Annotated in this window: 14 protein-coding genes; 3 read left to right on the top strand and 11 right to left on the bottom strand. The window is 53.2% G+C overall.

Annotated elements, in window-relative coordinates; genetic code table 11:
• Positions 1-35: 35 nt before the first annotated feature.
• From fabF to yceD, 8 genes are all read right to left on the bottom strand, one after another.
• Positions 36-1277 carry a beta-ketoacyl-ACP synthase II gene (gene fabF, locus ACLHV9_RS09530; protein ID WP_008500794.1) on the bottom strand — a complete coding sequence of 414 codons (1242 nt, stop codon included), beginning with the start codon at positions 1275-1277 and terminating at the stop codon, positions 36-38.
• Between the two features lie 89 nt (positions 1278-1366).
• A complete protein-coding gene (gene acpP / locus ACLHV9_RS09525; protein ID WP_003857954.1) occupies positions 1367-1603 on the bottom strand; it encodes an acyl carrier protein in 237 nt (78 codons plus the stop codon).
• Positions 1604-1757: 154 nt separating this feature from the next.
• Entirely contained in the window at positions 1758-2492 is a 735-nt protein-coding gene (fabG, locus tag ACLHV9_RS09520; protein WP_028019048.1) for a 3-oxoacyl-ACP reductase FabG, read from the bottom strand.
• Between the two features lie 12 nt (positions 2493-2504).
• Entirely contained in the window at positions 2505-3434 is a 930-nt protein-coding gene (gene fabD, locus ACLHV9_RS09515) for an ACP S-malonyltransferase (protein WP_028019049.1), read from the bottom strand.
• 15 nt (positions 3435-3449) lie between these two features.
• Positions 3450-4403: a beta-ketoacyl-ACP synthase III gene (locus ACLHV9_RS09510; RefSeq protein ID WP_108090218.1), complete on the bottom strand. Its 954-nt coding sequence runs from the start codon at positions 4401-4403 to the stop codon at positions 3450-3452.
• Positions 4404-4409: 6 nt separating this feature from the next.
• A complete protein-coding gene (gene plsX / locus ACLHV9_RS09505) occupies positions 4410-5444 on the bottom strand; it encodes a phosphate acyltransferase PlsX (protein WP_108090219.1) in 1035 nt (344 codons plus the stop codon).
• 80 nt (positions 5445-5524) lie between these two features.
• A complete protein-coding gene (gene rpmF, locus ACLHV9_RS09500; RefSeq protein ID WP_003857964.1) occupies positions 5525-5698 on the bottom strand; it encodes a 50S ribosomal protein L32 in 174 nt (57 codons plus the stop codon).
• A 16-nt stretch (positions 5699-5714) separates the two neighbouring features.
• Entirely contained in the window at positions 5715-6236 is a 522-nt protein-coding gene (gene yceD, locus ACLHV9_RS09495) for a 23S rRNA accumulation protein YceD (protein WP_014883375.1), read from the bottom strand.
• A gap of 140 nt (positions 6237-6376) precedes the next feature.
• On the opposite strand from yceD, the gene ACLHV9_RS09490 reads away from it, so the two are divergent.
• Positions 6377-6961 carry a Maf family protein gene (locus ACLHV9_RS09490; protein WP_407220389.1) on the top strand — a complete coding sequence of 195 codons (585 nt, stop codon included), beginning with the start codon at positions 6377-6379 and terminating at the stop codon, positions 6959-6961.
• A 51-nt stretch (positions 6962-7012) separates the two neighbouring features.
• Here the strand turns inward: ACLHV9_RS09490 and rluC are convergent, their stop codons facing one another.
• On the bottom strand, positions 7013-7960 hold the full coding sequence (gene rluC / locus ACLHV9_RS09485; protein WP_028019053.1) for a 23S rRNA pseudouridine(955/2504/2580) synthase RluC: 948 nt from the start codon (positions 7958-7960) through the stop codon (positions 7013-7015).
• A 573-nt stretch (positions 7961-8533) separates the two neighbouring features.
• Here rluC and rne point away from each other — a divergent pair.
• Positions 8534-11650, top strand: a complete 3117-nt coding sequence (gene rne, locus ACLHV9_RS09480) for a ribonuclease E (protein ID WP_108090221.1) — start codon at positions 8534-8536, stop codon at positions 11648-11650.
• Between the two features lie 38 nt (positions 11651-11688).
• Here rne and ACLHV9_RS09475 read toward each other — a convergent pair whose 3' ends face one another.
• Positions 11689-12624, bottom strand: a complete 936-nt coding sequence (locus ACLHV9_RS09475) for a LysR family transcriptional regulator (RefSeq protein ID WP_176691068.1) — start codon at positions 12622-12624, stop codon at positions 11689-11691.
• Positions 12625-12733: 109 nt separating this feature from the next.
• On the opposite strand from ACLHV9_RS09475, the gene ACLHV9_RS09470 reads away from it, so the two are divergent.
• A complete protein-coding gene (locus ACLHV9_RS09470; RefSeq protein WP_028019056.1) occupies positions 12734-13948 on the top strand; it encodes an MFS transporter in 1215 nt (404 codons plus the stop codon).
• Between the two features lie 74 nt (positions 13949-14022).
• Here ACLHV9_RS09470 and flgL read toward each other — a convergent pair whose 3' ends face one another.
• Entirely contained in the window at positions 14023-14976 is a 954-nt protein-coding gene (flgL, locus tag ACLHV9_RS09465; protein ID WP_028019057.1) for a flagellar hook-associated protein FlgL, read from the bottom strand.
• Positions 14977-14980 lie beyond the last annotated feature (4 nt).

Raw genomic sequence — 14980 nt, 5'->3', positions numbered from 1 at the left:
AAGCGGACCTTTTTATCGCCATCAGGCAGTCAGGCTCAGACCTTTTTAAAAATCAGGGAACCATTCGTACCACCAAAGCCGAAGGAGTTACACAGGGTGTACTCCATGCCACTGACCTGGCGCGCTTCGTGAGGAACGAAGTCCAGATCGCAACCTTCATCCGGGTTATCCAGGTTGATGGTTGGCGGAACAGCCTGATCGCGCAGGGCAAGAATGGAGTAGATAGACTCTACTGCACCCGCCGCGCCCAACAGGTGGCCGGTCATGGATTTCGTGGAGCTCACCAGTACGCGGCTGGCAGACTCGCCGAAGATAGACTTAACAGCCTGAGCTTCCGCTTTATCGCCTGCTGGCGTAGAAGTACCGTGCGCGTTTACGTAGCCAATTTGTGCCGGGGTAATACCCGCGTCACGAATCGCGTTCTCCATAGCCAGCGCAGCACCTGCGCCGTTCTCTGGAGGCGACGTCATGTGGTAAGCATCGCTACTCATACCAAAGCCAACGACTTCAGCATAAATTTTCGCACCGCGTTTTTTAGCATGTTCGTACTCTTCCAGCACGAGCATACCCGCACCATCACCCAGCACGAAACCATCACGGTCTTTATCCCACGGACGGCTTGCCGCCTGAGGATTATCGTTGCGGGTAGACAGCGCACGCGCGGCACCGAAACCACCAACACCCAGCGGAGTACTGGCTTTTTCAGCACCACCCGCAACCATAGCATCTGCATCGCCGTACGCAATGATACGCGCGGCCTGGCCGATGTTATGCACGCCGGACGTACATGCGGTCGCGATAGAAATGCTTGGCCCACGCAGGCCAAACATGATGGTCAGATGACCCGCCACCATGTTAACAATCGTGGACGGAACAAAGAACGGGCTGATCTTACGCGGGCCACCATTCATCAGAGATGTATGGTTTTCCTCAATCAGGCCAAGACCGCCAATTCCGGAGCCAATAGCGGCACCGATACGGGTTGCGTTCTCTTCCGTAATTTCAAGACCAGAATCCTGCATGGCCTGAACGCCAGCGACAATTCCATATTGAATGAAGGCATCCATCTTGCGCTGTTCTTTACGCGAGATGATCTCTTCACAGTTAAAATCCTTTACTAAGCCAGCAAATTTCGTTGCATAGGCGCTAGTATCGAAATGGTCGATTAGGCTGATGCCGCTCTGACCGGCAAGGAGAGCTTTCCAGGTGGACTCTACGGTATTGCCGACAGGAGACAACATGCCAAGTCCGGTCACAACTACACGACGCTTAGACACGTTTGTCCTCCAGGGAGGGATAAAAAAGGGATTCGTGGGACAAAAAAGATAAAACTCAGGCGGTCGAATGACCGCCTGGAGATGTTCACTTACGCCTGGTGACCGTTGATGTAATCAATGGCAGCCTGAACGGTGGTGATTTTCTCAGCTTCTTCGTCCGGAATCTCAGTATCAAACTCTTCTTCCAGAGCCATTACCAGCTCAACGGTGTCAAGAGAATCTGCGCCCAGGTCTTCAACGAAGGAAGCGGAGTTCACAACTTCTTCCTGCTTAACGCCCAGCTGTTCGCCGATAATTTTCTTAACGCGTTCTTCGATAGTGCTCATACTCTTAAATTTCCTATCAAAACTCGCTTTCGCGATGGTTTTCGTAGTGTATAAAATGTTGAAAAATTTGCAACTAAATCCCGGCAGTTCTTACCACGATTTTACGTTATTTTGAGGCCAATCCCTACAATAACGCAAATATTTTTCATCGTGATTAAACCATGTACATCCCGCCGTTGACGTGGAGGGTCTCACCAGTGATGTAACCCGCTTCGTCAGAGGCTAAAAATGCAACCGCACTGGCAATTTCTTTAGGGTCACCTAAGCGACCTGCAGGAACTGCTGCCAGTGTACCCGCACGCTGTTCTTCAGTCAGCGCACGCGTCATGTCCGTTTCAATAAAGCCCGGAGCAACAACGTTCACAGTAATACCGCGAGACGCGACTTCACGCGCCAGCGACTTACTGAAACCAATCAGACCTGCTTTCGCCGCAGCGTAGTTAGCCTGACCAGCATTTCCCATGGTACCAACCACAGAACCGACAGTGATAATACGACCATGACGCTTTTTCATCATAGCGCGCATTACCGCTTTTGACAGACGGAATACAGATGACAGGTTGGTTTCGATAATATCGTTCCACTCGTCGTCTTTCATTCGCATTAACAGGTTATCACGAGTGATCCCGGCATTGTTTACCAGAATATCCACTTCGCCGAACTCTGCGCGAATATTTTCCAGAACAGATTCGATGGATGCAGGTTCAGTCACATTCAGTACCAGACCTTTACCGTTTGCACCCAGATATTCGCTGATGGCCTGAGCGCCATTCTCGCTGGTTGCTGTACCAATCACTTTCGCGCCGCGCGCAACCAGTGTTTCAGCAATTGCACGCCCGATACCGCGGCTTGCACCCGTCACCAGGGCGATTTTTCCTTCAAAACTCATGGTATTCCTCTTTTATTGCGAGAGTGCCGCTGACATCGCTTCTGGCTCGTTAATCGCCGAAGCTGTCAGGGTGTCAACAATACGTTTTGTCAGACCGGTGAGGACTTTACCTGGACCGACTTCATACAGATGCTCAACGCCCTGTGACGCCATAAACTCAACGGTTTTGGTCCACTGTACCGGGCTGTAGAGCTGGCGAATCAACGCGTCACGGATGGCGTCCGGCGCTGTTTCGCATTTCACATCGACGTTATTCACAACGGAAATTGTCGGTGCGTTAAACGTAATTTTTTTCAGCTCAACCGCCAGTTTGTCGGCAGCAGGCTTCATCAGCGCACAGTGTGACGGCACGCTCACTGGCAGTGGCAGAGCACGCTTCGCGCCCGCGGCTTTACAGGCAGCACCCGCACGTTCAACCGCTTCTTTATGACCGGCGATAACCACCTGGCCCGGCGAGTTGAAGTTAACCGGAGAAACGACCTGACCTTCGGCTGATTCTTCACAGGCTTTCGCAATGGCGGCATCATCAAGGCCGATGATGGCAGACATGCCACCCGTGCCTTCTGGTACAGCTTCCTGCATGAATTTACCGCGCAGTTCCACCAGACGTACCGCATCAGCAAACGCGATCACACCGGCACACACCAGCGCAGAGTATTCACCCAGGCTGTGACCCGCGAGCAGCGCTGGCGCTTTACCGCCCTGCTGCTGCCAGACACGCCACAGCGCAACGGATGCAGTCAGCAGCGCTGGCTGAGTCTGCCAGGTTTTGTTCAGTTCTTCAGCCGGCCCCTGTTGAGTCAGTGCCCACAGATCATAACCCAGTGCATCTGAAGCTTCACGGAAAGTCTCTTCAATTACCGGATAGTTTGCTGCCATTTCAGACAACATCCCAACGGTTTGAGATCCCTGGCCCGGGAACACAAAAGCAAATTGCGTCATTTTTTATTCCTTATCCTAGAAACGAACCAGCGCGGAACCCCAGGTGAACCCACCACCGAAGGCTTCAAGCAAGACCAGTTGGCCCCGTTTAATTCGTCCATCACGTACCGCTTCATCAAATGCGCACGGTACCGATGCCGCAGAGGTGTTGCCGTGACGATCCAGCGTCACCACAACGTTATCCATCGACATGCCCAGCTTTTTAGCGGTCGCGCTGATGATTCGCAGGTTCGCCTGATGCGGCACCAGCCAGTCGAGTGCGGTGCGTTCAAGGTTATTGGCTTCCAGCGTCTCGTCAACAATGTGCGCAAGCTCAGTCACCGCTACCTTGAAGACTTCATTACCCGCCATTGTCAGGTAAATGGAGTTATCCGGGTTAACGCGATCGGCGTTAGGCAGCGTCAGCAATTCACCGTAGCTTCCATCGGCATGCAGATGCGTGGAGATGATGCCCGGCTCTTCGGACTGACCCAGCAGTACCGCACCCGCACCATCACCAAAAATAATGATCGTACCGCGATCGGTTGGATCGCAGGTACGCGCCAGCACGTCAGCACCAATGACCAGCGCATAGTTCACTGCACCGGATTTAACATACTGATCGGCAACGCTCAGCGCATAGGTGAAACCTGCACACGCAGCAGCGACGTCAAACGCCGGACAGCCCTTAATGCCGAGCATGTTTTGCACCTGGCACGCCGCGCTTGGGAAAGCATGCGTGGCTGACGTCGTGGCGACCACGATCAGGCCAATCTCTTCTTTATCGATGCCCGCCATTTCGATAGCACGCTGTGCGGCTTCGTAACCCATGGTGGACACGGTTTCGTCTGGCGCGGCGATACGACGTTCACGGATACCTGTGCGCGTGACAATCCACTCGTCAGACGTATCTACCATTTTTTCCAGATCGGCGTTGGTACGCACTTGTTTTGGCAGGTAGCTGCCGGTACCTAAAATCTTCGTATACATGTACGCTCAGTCACTTTTAGCTAATACAGATTCCAGGCGAGCGGCAATCCGCTGAGGGACTTGTCGCTGCACCGCCTGCACTGCCTGTTCAATGGCGACAGAAAATGCTCGCTGATTGGCGGCGCCATGACTCTTAATCACGATGCCGCGCAATCCTAACAGACAGGCGCCATTATACTGGTCGGGGTTGAGGTGACTGAATCGCCGCGTCAGGCTTTTTTGTAACCAACGCTTCAATAAAATCAACCACCAGGCGCTTTTTTTGCCTTCTCCTTGAGATTTCAGCAGAGAAAGAAACATGCGCACGACCCCTTCCATGGTCTTTAACGTTACGTTTCCGGTGAAGCCATCGCACACCAGAACATCCGTTTTACCCGTCAGCAACTCATTGGCTTCGAGATAACCAATATAGTTGATGGAAGGAACCTGTTTGAGCAATTCTGCAGCTTCGCGAATGCTGTCCAGGCCTTTGGTCTCTTCTTCACCAATGTTCAGTAACGCAACACGGGGATTGTTGATCCCGACCACTTCTTCTGCCAGCACCGAACCCATCACGGCAAACTGAGCCAGCATTGTACTATCACAGTCGACATTAGCGCCCAAATCGAGCACCACTGTCTTGCCCTTCTGTTGATGCGGTAATACCGTCACCAGCGCCGGGCGCTCAATACCCTCAATAGGCTTGAGCAACAATTTCGACAGCCCCATCAGCGCACCGGTATTTCCCGCACTGACGCAAGCCTGCGCTCGCCCTTCTTTCACCAGCTCAAGCGCCATCCGCATTGAGCTACCACGGCTATTGCGAATCGCCTGCGAGGGCCGGGCATCACTGGCAATAACTGACTGCGCAGGAATAATCTGCAGACGCGAACGTTGTTCAAAGTCAGCTTTTGCAAGTAATGGCGTGATTGTGTCGGGATTGCCGACTAAAAGAAGTGTGAGTTGCGAATTAGAATTCAGTGCCTGCAATGCTGCAGGCACTGTCACAGAAGGGCCAAAATCTCCCCCCATGACATCTAACGCCAGGGTTAGACGTGTCAAGGTATCGTCGCAGCCTGGTTCGGTAAATTCCCCGTTTGCACGGGGAAATCCTCACTAAGCTTCATCACGCTTGCGCGTGATTACTTAGTGATAACCTTGCGGCCGCGGTAGAAACCGTCAGCGGTGATGTGGTGACGCAGGTGTTTCTCACCAGAAGTCTTGTCTACAGACAGGCTGGTAACTGCAGTCAGCGCGTCATGGGAACGACGCATGCCACGTTTGGAACGGGTTGGTTTATTCTGTTGTACGGCCATGGACCTTACTCCTCAATTACTTACGCTTTAAGCTGGCTAATACGGCAAATGGGTTTGGTTTTTGCGCTTCATCAGGCAGTTCCCCAAAGACCATGTCCGCCTCGGACACTTCACAGTGTTCAGAATCATGCACCGGAACCACTGGCAAGGTGAGGATGATTTCATCTTCAACCAGAGCCAGAAGATCGATTTCACCGAATTCGTTAACCTCAATCGGCTCATACGCTTCCGGGAGTGCTTCAGCCTGTTCGTCAGAACGAACCGGACTGAAACAATACGTTGTGTGAACATGCTGTACAAACGGTTTCCCGCAACGCTGACACTCGAGCGTTACCGTTACCTTTGCATCACCGGTTAAAACGGCGAGACGCTGGTTATCGATAGCGAACGACATGGAGCATTCTACATCACTGTCCACACTGACTACGGATTCGGCAATACGCTCGGCCTGATCGGAAGTATAGATACCTTCGTAATCGAGGCGTTTTTGAGCCGTACGAACCGGATCAAGAGTCAGGGGTAATTTTACCTTTTGCATAGGGCGCGCATATTAACTTTGTAACGTCATATAGTCAAAGAAAAAGGCAACCTGGGCTGCCTTTTGCCAATTATTCGCACACATTGCGGCCTGTAGTTTAAAATGGCTGGCATCGATACGCTATATCTGGTGATAAAAATATGCCAAATCTCGTACTTGCTTCCACTTCTCCCTACCGCCGAATGCTGCTGGAAAAGCTCGGGATCCCGTTTGAATGTGCTGCACCAGACGTTGATGAGACGCCACAGCCTGGCGAATCACCGCGTCATTTGGTGACGCGTCTTGCTAAGGAGAAAGCACAATCGCTCGCCGCACATTATCCTTCGCATTTGATTATAGGCTCCGATCAGGTTTGCGTGCTTGACGGCGTTATCACCGGGAAACCTCACACCGAAGAGAATGCCATTCAGCAGCTGATGAGCGCACGCGGTAATTTCGTCACCTTTTATACGGGCCTGGCGCTGTACAACTCGGCCTCTGGCCATCTGCAAACGGAGTGCGAGCCTTTCGATGTGCACTTCCGCCATCTCAGCGAGCAAGAGATTGTGGATTATGTGCGTCGTGAGCGACCGTTGAACTGTGCGGGGAGCTTTAAAAGTGAAGGATTGGGGATTGCGCTGTTCGACAAACTCGAAGGTCGAGACCCGAACACGCTGGTTGGGTTACCGCTGATTGCCTTGTGTCAGATGTTAAGGCGAGAAGCGTGTAATCCGCTGACGTCGTGATAAAACCATTGCGTCCTGGTGCCCCCCACAGAGAGAGGGCACCAGGCAAAATCAGCCGCGCAGAACCTTCAGACAGCGCTTTAACTGGTCATCCAGCGGTGCTTCAATACGGATGGTTTCGCCCGTATTTGGATGAGTAAACTTCAGCGCTGCCGCATGCAGGAACAGACGAGACAGCCCCGTGCCCGCCAGCTGCTTATCGAACTCCCGATCGCCATAGCGATCATCAAACGCGATAGGATGGCCTGCAAACTGGGTATGCACGCGGATCTGGTGGGTACGACCGGTCACCGGACTGCAGCGCACCAGTGTGGCAAACTCATAGCGCTCTTCAACTTTGAAACGCGTCTCTGACGGTTTCCCTTCCTGGCTCACGCGGACAATACGCTCGCCGCTTTGCAGAATGTTTTTCAGCAATGGCGCCTGCACCACTTTCACATGGGACTGCCACTGACCGCGAACCAGCGCCAGATAATCTTTCTGCATCCCTTTTTCACGCAATTGCTCATGTAAAGAACGCAGTGCAGAGCGTTTTTTCGCCACCAGCAGTACGCCGGACGTGTCACGGTCAAGGCGGTGCACCAGTTCGAGGAAACGCGCCTCCGGACGAAGGGCTCGCAGCCCTTCAATCACGCCGAAGCTCAGACCGCTACCACCATGAACAGCAGTCCCTGACGGTTTATTTAGCACCAGAATGTAGTCATCCTCATAAAGGATCACATCGCTCAGGGCCGCGACTTTTTGTAGCTTAGGTGAAACGACCTCTTCTTCACGTTCTGCAACGCGCACTGGCGGAATACGCACTTCATCGCCAGCTTCGAGCTTATACTCAGGTTTCACGCGCTTTTTATTAACCCGCACCTCACCCTTACGCAAGATACGGTAGATCATACTCTTTGGCACACCTTTCAGTTGAGTGCGCAAAAAGTTGTCGATACGTTGCCCCGCTTCATCTTCGGCGATGGCAACCATTTTTACGGCTGGAGTCTCTGTTTTCATGGTTGGCGATTCTAAATATCGTCAGCCATTAGCGCCACTCATTTTTCTATGCTTATATTTACTTTTATCCGGCCTGTCCCCCCGTTTCGCGCAACCGATTTGGTGGTTATTAAACCAATCACCATTCAGAAGTGAAGAAACTGTGAGTAACCGGGTGATAATTGGTAAAAGTCATCTTGCTATAACCCGGCGAGCAGTGGAATAATGAATCCGTTTTCCGTGTTTAATCCAGGTTTTGTAAGGATGTTGACGGAATGACCAATTTTGTCTGACCGATCATCCACGCAGCAATGGCGTAAGACGTATTGATCTTTCAGGCAGTTAGCGGGCTGCGGGTTGCAGTACTTCCCGGTATAAGGATTGTTCTCTGGAGAGTTCTACCCAGGCAATTCCCCTGATAATTGCGCTGTGTTTCCGTATGAAATACAGGCAACCGACACTCTGCGCCTCTTAAGCGAGCGACAACCGTGAGGTTGGCGACGTGAATAGACACGAGGCCATCGGTTCATACCCCGGAAAGCGTCACCTTGCCCGCAGCTTTGTCGTCAATGTAAGAATAACGAGTAAGTTACGATGAAAAGAATGTTAATCAACGCAACTCAGCAAGAAGAGTTGCGTGTCGCCCTTGTGGATGGGCAGCGCCTGTACGATCTGGATATCGAAAGTCCTGGACACGAACAGAAAAAAGCGAACATTTACAAAGGTAAAATCACCCGCATTGAACCAAGCCTTGAAGCTGCATTTGTCGATTACGGTGCTGAGCGTCACGGTTTTCTCCCTCTGAAAGAAATCGCCCGCGAATATTTCCCTGCAAACTATAACTCCCATGGCCGTCCAAACATCAAAGATGTTCTGCGTGAAGGTCAGGAAGTTATCGTTCAGATTGATAAAGAAGAGCGTGGCAATAAAGGCGCCGCACTGACTACCTTTATCAGCCTGGCAGGGAGCTATCTGGTTCTGATGCCAAACAACCCGCGCGCGGGTGGTATCTCTCGCCGTATCGAAGGTGATGACCGTACCGAGCTGAAAGAAGCGCTGGCTAGCCTCGAATTGCCTGATGGCATGGGGCTTATCGTGCGTACTGCAGGCGTAGGTAAATCAGCCGAAGCATTGCAGTGGGACCTGAGTTTCCGTCTGAAGCACTGGGAAGCCATCCAGAAAGCAGCGGAAAGCCGCCCTGCTCCATTCCTGATCCACCAGGAAAGTAACGTCATCGTGCGTGCTTTCCGTGACTATCTGCGTCAGGACATCGGCGAAATTCTGATTGATAACCCGAAAGTGCTTGAGCTGGCTCGCCAGCACATCGCTGCACTGGGTCGTCCGGATTTCACCAGCAAAATTAAACTGTACACCGGTGAAATCCCGCTGTTCAGCCATTATCAGATTGAATCCCAGATTGAGTCTGCCTTCCAGCGTGAAGTGCGTCTGCCATCCGGTGGTTCTATCGTTATTGATACCACTGAAGCGCTGACCGCTATCGATATCAACTCCGCGCGTGCAACACGCGGCGGCGATATCGAAGAGACTGCCTTCAATACCAACCTTGAAGCCGCTGATGAAATCGCCCGCCAGCTCCGCCTGCGCGACCTGGGTGGTCTGATTGTTATCGACTTCATCGACATGACCCCGGTTCGTCACCAGCGCGCGGTTGAAAACCGTCTGCGTGAAGCGGTGCGTCAGGACCGTGCGCGCATCCAGATTAGTCATATCTCGCGTTTCGGTTTGCTGGAGATGTCCCGTCAGCGTCTGAGCCCGTCACTGGGTGAATCCAGCCATCATGTCTGCCCGCGCTGCTCCGGCACCGGTACCGTCCGTGATAACGAATCTCTGTCCCTCTCTATCCTGCGTCTGATCGAAGAAGAAGCACTGAAAGAGAACACCAAAGAGGTTCACGCCATTGTGCCTGTGCCAATTGCGTCCTACCTGCTGAACGAAAAACGTGCAGCGGTTAGTGCCATCGAAGCACGTCAGGGTGGTGTTCGCTGCATTATCGTGCCAAACGATCAGATGGAAACCCCGCACTATCATGTGCTGCGTGTCCGTAAAGGCGAAGAGACAACCACGCTCAGCTACCTGCTGCCGAAGCTGCATGAAGAAGAGATGGCTCTGCCTTCCGATGAAGAGCCTGCCGAGCGCAAATTGCCTGAGCAACCTGCGTTAGCCACCTTTATCATGCCTGAAGCACCACCTGAAACGGCGCTGGAAAAACCTGCTGCAAAACCTGCAGCACAGAAATCAGCAGCCACAGTGGAAAAAACCCAACCGGACCAACCAGGTCTTCTGAGCCGCTTCTTTGGCGCGTTGAAGAAAATGTTTGCCGGCGAGGAAGCTCAACCAGAGCAACCGAAAGAAGAGCCTAAAGCGACCAAGCCTGAGCGTCAGCAGGACCGTCGTAAGCGTCAGAACAATCGCCGCGATCGTAATGACCGCAACGACCGTAATGACCGCAGCGAGCGTCGTGACAACCGTTCAGACAACGGTGAAGGCCGTGAACAACGCGAAGACAACCGTCGCAACCGTCGCGAGAAACAACAGCAAAATGTTGAAGATCGTGAAATTCGCCAGCAGGCGGGCGATGAGTCTGAGAAGAGCAAACAGCGTGACGACCAGCAGCCACGTCGCGAGCGTAACCGTCGTCGTAACGACGAGAAACGTCAGGCGCAGCAGGAAGTCAAAAACCTGAACCGCGAAGAGCCTGTTGAACAGCAGGACGGTGAGCAGGAAGAACGGACTCAGGTTATGCCGCGTCGCAAGCAGCGCCAGCTTACTCAGAAAGTTCGCTTTGCCACCGAAGCTACCGAAGAGTCAGCCATTGTCGCCGCTGAAACAAGCGAGAGCGCAACCGGTACCCAACTGGCAAAAGTTGATCTGCCTGCTGTGGTAGAAAACACGGTTGAGCAGGATGAAAACGGTGAAAACCGCGATAATGCCGGTATGCCTCGCCGTTCACGTCGTTCTCCACGCCATCTGCGCGTCAGCGGGCAGCGTCGCCGTCGTTATCGTGATGAGCGCTACCCTGCTCAGTCACCAATGCCATTAGCCGTGGCATGCGCATCACCTGAAATGGCATCCGGTAAAGTCTGGATCCGCTACCCGGTCGCTCGTCCGGAGCAGGTTGTGGAACAACAGGTGGTGACAGAAGAGTTGATTGCGCCAGTCGCAGCAGTGGAAGAAGCCGTAGCTGAAGCAGCCATCGTGGTTGAACCGCAAGCTATTGAGGTAGAAACCCCGCATGCCGTGACGGTAGAAACCACGCATCCGGAAGTGATTGCCACCCCGGTTGATGCTGCACCGCAGCTGATTGCTGAAGAAGATACCGTAGTGGCAGAAGAGGTCGCGGAAGAAGTACAGCCTGCTGCTGCTGTTGAAGATACCGCTGAAATCGTGGCCGAAACCGTCACTGAAAATGTGGTTCAGGATGTTGAGATTGTCGCTGAACCTGTTCGTGCAGCCGAAGAAGTGAAAGCACCTGAGGTGAAACCGGAGCCGGTTGTGTCTGCGCCAGCTTTTGCCCACGTGGCGACAGCTCCTATGACGCGCGCTCCGGCACCTGAGTACGTGCCTGAAACCCCGCGTCACAGTGACTGGGTACGCCCTGCTTTCAATTTCGAAGGCAAAGGCTCAGCAGGTGGTCACAGTGCAACGCATCAGGCGACTGCACCGGCGACTCGCCCGCGCTCTGTCGAGTAACGGCATCAAGTAAAAAGCCGACCTCCGGGTCGGCTTTTTTATTGCTTGTTTACAGGCTTTCTCATTCCGGCAATGTCCGGCATCACCTGCTTCATCATCTCAAGAAAACGACGTAAACGCGCCGGATAGTATCGCGACCAGGGATAAACCAGATGGACTGGCAGAGCCGCAGGTTGCCACTCAGGAAGAAGATGAATCAGGCGCCCTTCCTCAATATCCTCTTTCACCGTCCAGCTGGAGACCATTGCGACACCCAGCCCGGTTAATACCGTATTGCGCGCCACGTACAAACTGTCAGTAGTGAGACGCGGCGTAATGGCGATACGCATTGGTTGTGCCGAGCCGTCAAATAACTCTATATGCCGCTGATAAAAGGTACTGATGGCGATCCAGGGGAGTGCCTGCAAATCCTCTGGCGTTTTGACCTCCGGAAAACGCGCCAGCAGTGCCGGGGATGCCACGACGGATCGCGGCACCTCTGCCAGTTGCACTGATACCGTCGCCGGATCGACCTCAGCCCCCACGCGGATCGCGCAATCAATGTTGTCACTCAGGAAATCTACCGACCTGTCATGCAACATCCACTCAACGGACAACTGCGGATAACGATGCAAAAATTCGGTTAATGGCTTCAGAAACTGATCCTGCCCGAAAGCGTGCGGTGCACGCACACGTAATACCCCCACCGGTTCATCCTCAGCCTGTCCGACTTCATCCTCAAGTGCCAGCCAGCTGTCAATCACGCGCCGGGCGTGTTGATAGCAGCGCTCACCATCGTCAGTAAGTCGGGTCGCATGGGTTGTACGCAGCAGCAAGCGAGCCCCCAGCAGGGTTTCCAGAGACTGCAAACGTCGGCTAACCGTGGCCTGAGTGGTTGAAAGCTGCCTTGCCGCTGCTGATAACGACCCGGTTTCAACGATACGAACAAACGTTCGCATCAATTCCACTCTGTCTAAACGCTCAACTCGTTTCATACACCTCCCTGACATACGTTTAACGTATAAGCGTTTTACCACCGGGCTGGCTACCCTCGCAAGGCAGACTGATAAAAAATAGCCCCACACGACGAATGAGGAACATCTTATGAACACAACGACTTCCCCCCACGCAGCCAGCCGCTGGGTAATTTTCATGCTGGCGCTGGGCGCTGGCTTTAGCGTGGCATCCATCTATTACGCACAGCCCCTTCTTCCGCTAATGGGGGCCGATCTTCATCTGAGCATTGAAGGCATGGGGTTAGTACCAACCTTAACTCAGGCAGGTTATGCGCTCGGCATTCTGTTCCTTCTGCCACTGGGCGATCGTCATGACCGCAGGACGTTAATCCTGATTAAAAGTGCGGCGCTGGCGCTGTTCCTGCTGGGCTGTAGCCTGACCGGGCAACTCCATTCCCTGTTGCTGGCAAGTTTACTTATCGGCATGGCCGCCACCATGGCACAAGATATCGTTCCGGCGGCGGCTATTCTCGCGCCGGAAGGGAAGCTGGGTAAAACCGTGGGTACGGTGATGACGGGGCTGCTGATGGGCATCTTGTTGTCGAGAACTGTTAGCGGCGTGGTGGGAGAAGCCTTTGGCTGGCGCGTCATGTACCAACTGGCTGCGGTGAGCATTGCGTTTATCGGGGTGATGATGTGGATTGTACTTCCCCGTTTCGCCATTCACTCCACGCTGAGCTACCCCGCGCTGATGCGTTCTATGGAACATCTGTGGCGTCGTTATCCGGCATTGCGCCGTGCAGCGCTGGCACAGGGTTTTCTCTCGATTGCCTTTAGCGCCTTCTGGTCCACGCTGGCGGTTATGCTTCTGGAGCGTTATCACCTGGGTAGTGCCGTAGCCGGTGGTTTTGGTATTGCGGGTGCAGCAGGTGCATTAGCCGCCCCGCTGGCGGGTGGGCTGGCAGATAAACTGGGAGCCGGAAAAGTCACACAGCTTGGCGCATTACTTGTGACCGTCTCGTTTGCCCTGATGTTCCTGATGCCTGCTTTGGGAATTCACGGGCAGTTGATTCTGATTGCTGTCTCCGCCGTTGGGTTCGATCTGGGTCTGCAGTCCAGTCTGGTGGCCCATCAGAATCTGGTCTACAGCCTTGAACCACAGGCCCGGGGACGCCTTAATGCTCTGCTCTTTACCGTTATCTTTATCGGCATGGCACTGGGTTCCGCCTTAGGCAGTAATATTTACTCGCTGGCAGGCTGGACGGGCGTGGCCGCTCTGGCAACCGTCTGTGGCGTCATTGCGCTGGGGATCCGTCTGGTTGAAAGCGCCCGAGTCGCCTCCACACCAGCAGAAGTTGCATAAAAAAATGCCCAATCCAGACGGATTGGGCAGTAAAACATGCCCAGTTTCAAGACATGTTCTAAGAGGTCAAGATGTTATTTGTTCAGCTGGAACAGAGACATGCCCTGCATATCGCTAAACGCTTTATAAGACGCCTGCAAGGCCGCCTGCTGCATGGTGTAAGAGGAAATTGCCGCATTCCAGTCAACGTCCACAAGATCGCTCATTTGCGAAGTTTGAGAGAGCGAACGGTCATTACTCAACGTGTTCAGTTTATCCAGTTCGTTAAGCTTGGTACCCAAATCGGCCCGCACGGTTAATACATTATCAAGTGAGTTACGCAACCCCCGGTTTGCAGCATCAATAGCTGCATTCTCCTGATCCACCTTAGTTTGATCGTCACCGACGGGTGTGTTCAACGAGGTGATAGCATTATCCAGTATCTTGAACAAATTCTTTTCCGGCGTTCCACCACCCGGCTCCGGTGTTGCATTGCTGGTAAACGTGGCGAAAACCTCTGTGCCAGTGTGGCTGATCTGCATGTTTCGCGCAGAATCCACCTGCTGGTTAATCGGGGTAGTACCACCGATATAATCGCCGCTGGTTTGGTCAAACGCGACATTATCCGTCTTATAACCTGCGAAGATATATCGTCCATTACCGTCAGTGCTGTTGGCCAGGTTCATAAGCTGATCGCGAATCCCTTGCAGATCCGTCGCCAGCGATGCCCGATCGCTGTCACTTAATGTCCCGTTCCTCGCATAAACAACTTTTTCCTGAGCGCTCTGAATGGCCGTTGTAACCTGAGAAAGGACACTCTCCTCAAGTGATACTTTCTGCGTTGCAAAGGTACGCGCAAGATCGAATTGGCTATTCTGGGCCTGAGCCTGAGACAGAACAATTGCCTGCGACGCCGCGATAGGATCGTCCGACGGACGATTGACGCGCTTTCCGGTGGACATTTGCTCGCCGTAGTTCAGCCACTTGCTTTGAGAGTCGGTGATCCCCCGCATGTTCTGATCGTACATCATCTGGGTGCTAATACGCATTTTT

The sequence above is a fragment of the Enterobacter sp. CPE_E890 genome (assembly GCF_046521475.1).
GTDB classification, from domain to species: Bacteria; Pseudomonadota; Gammaproteobacteria; order Enterobacterales; family Enterobacteriaceae; genus Enterobacter; species Enterobacter adelaidei.
The sequence above is the reverse complement of the archived record's forward strand: the minus strand, read 5'-3'. Positions and strand labels throughout refer to the sequence as shown.

Coding starts and splice junctions, on each gene's coding strand:
- acpP (WP_003857954.1), bottom strand. CDS start 1,603: ATGAGCACTATCGAAGAACGCGTTAAGAAAATTATCGGCGAACAGCTG.
- fabG (WP_028019048.1), bottom strand. CDS start 2,492: ATGAGTTTTGAAGGAAAAATCGCCCTGGTGACGGGTGCAAGCCGCGGT.
- fabD (WP_028019049.1), bottom strand. CDS start 3,434: ATGACGCAATTTGCTTTTGTGTTCCCGGGCCAGGGATCTCAAACCGTT.
- ACLHV9_RS09510 (WP_108090218.1), bottom strand. CDS start 4,403: ATGTATACGAAGATTTTAGGTACCGGCAGCTACCTGCCAAAACAAGTG.
- rpmF (WP_003857964.1), bottom strand. CDS start 5,698: ATGGCCGTACAACAGAATAAACCAACCCGTTCCAAACGTGGCATGCGT.
- yceD (WP_014883375.1), bottom strand. CDS start 6,236: ATGCAAAAGGTAAAATTACCCCTGACTCTTGATCCGGTTCGTACGGCT.
- ACLHV9_RS09490 (WP_407220389.1), top strand. CDS start 6,377: ATGCCAAATCTCGTACTTGCTTCCACTTCTCCCTACCGCCGAATGCTG.
- rluC (WP_028019053.1), bottom strand. CDS start 7,960: ATGAAAACAGAGACTCCAGCCGTAAAAATGGTTGCCATCGCCGAAGAT.
- rne (WP_108090221.1), top strand. CDS start 8,534: ATGAAAAGAATGTTAATCAACGCAACTCAGCAAGAAGAGTTGCGTGTC.
- ACLHV9_RS09475 (WP_176691068.1), bottom strand. CDS start 12,624: ATGAAACGAGTTGAGCGTTTAGACAGAGTGGAATTGATGCGAACGTTT.
- ACLHV9_RS09470 (WP_028019056.1), top strand. CDS start 12,734: ATGAACACAACGACTTCCCCCCACGCAGCCAGCCGCTGGGTAATTTTC.
- flgL (WP_028019057.1), bottom strand. CDS start 14,976: ATGCGTATTAGCACCCAGATGATGTACGATCAGAACATGCGGGGGATC.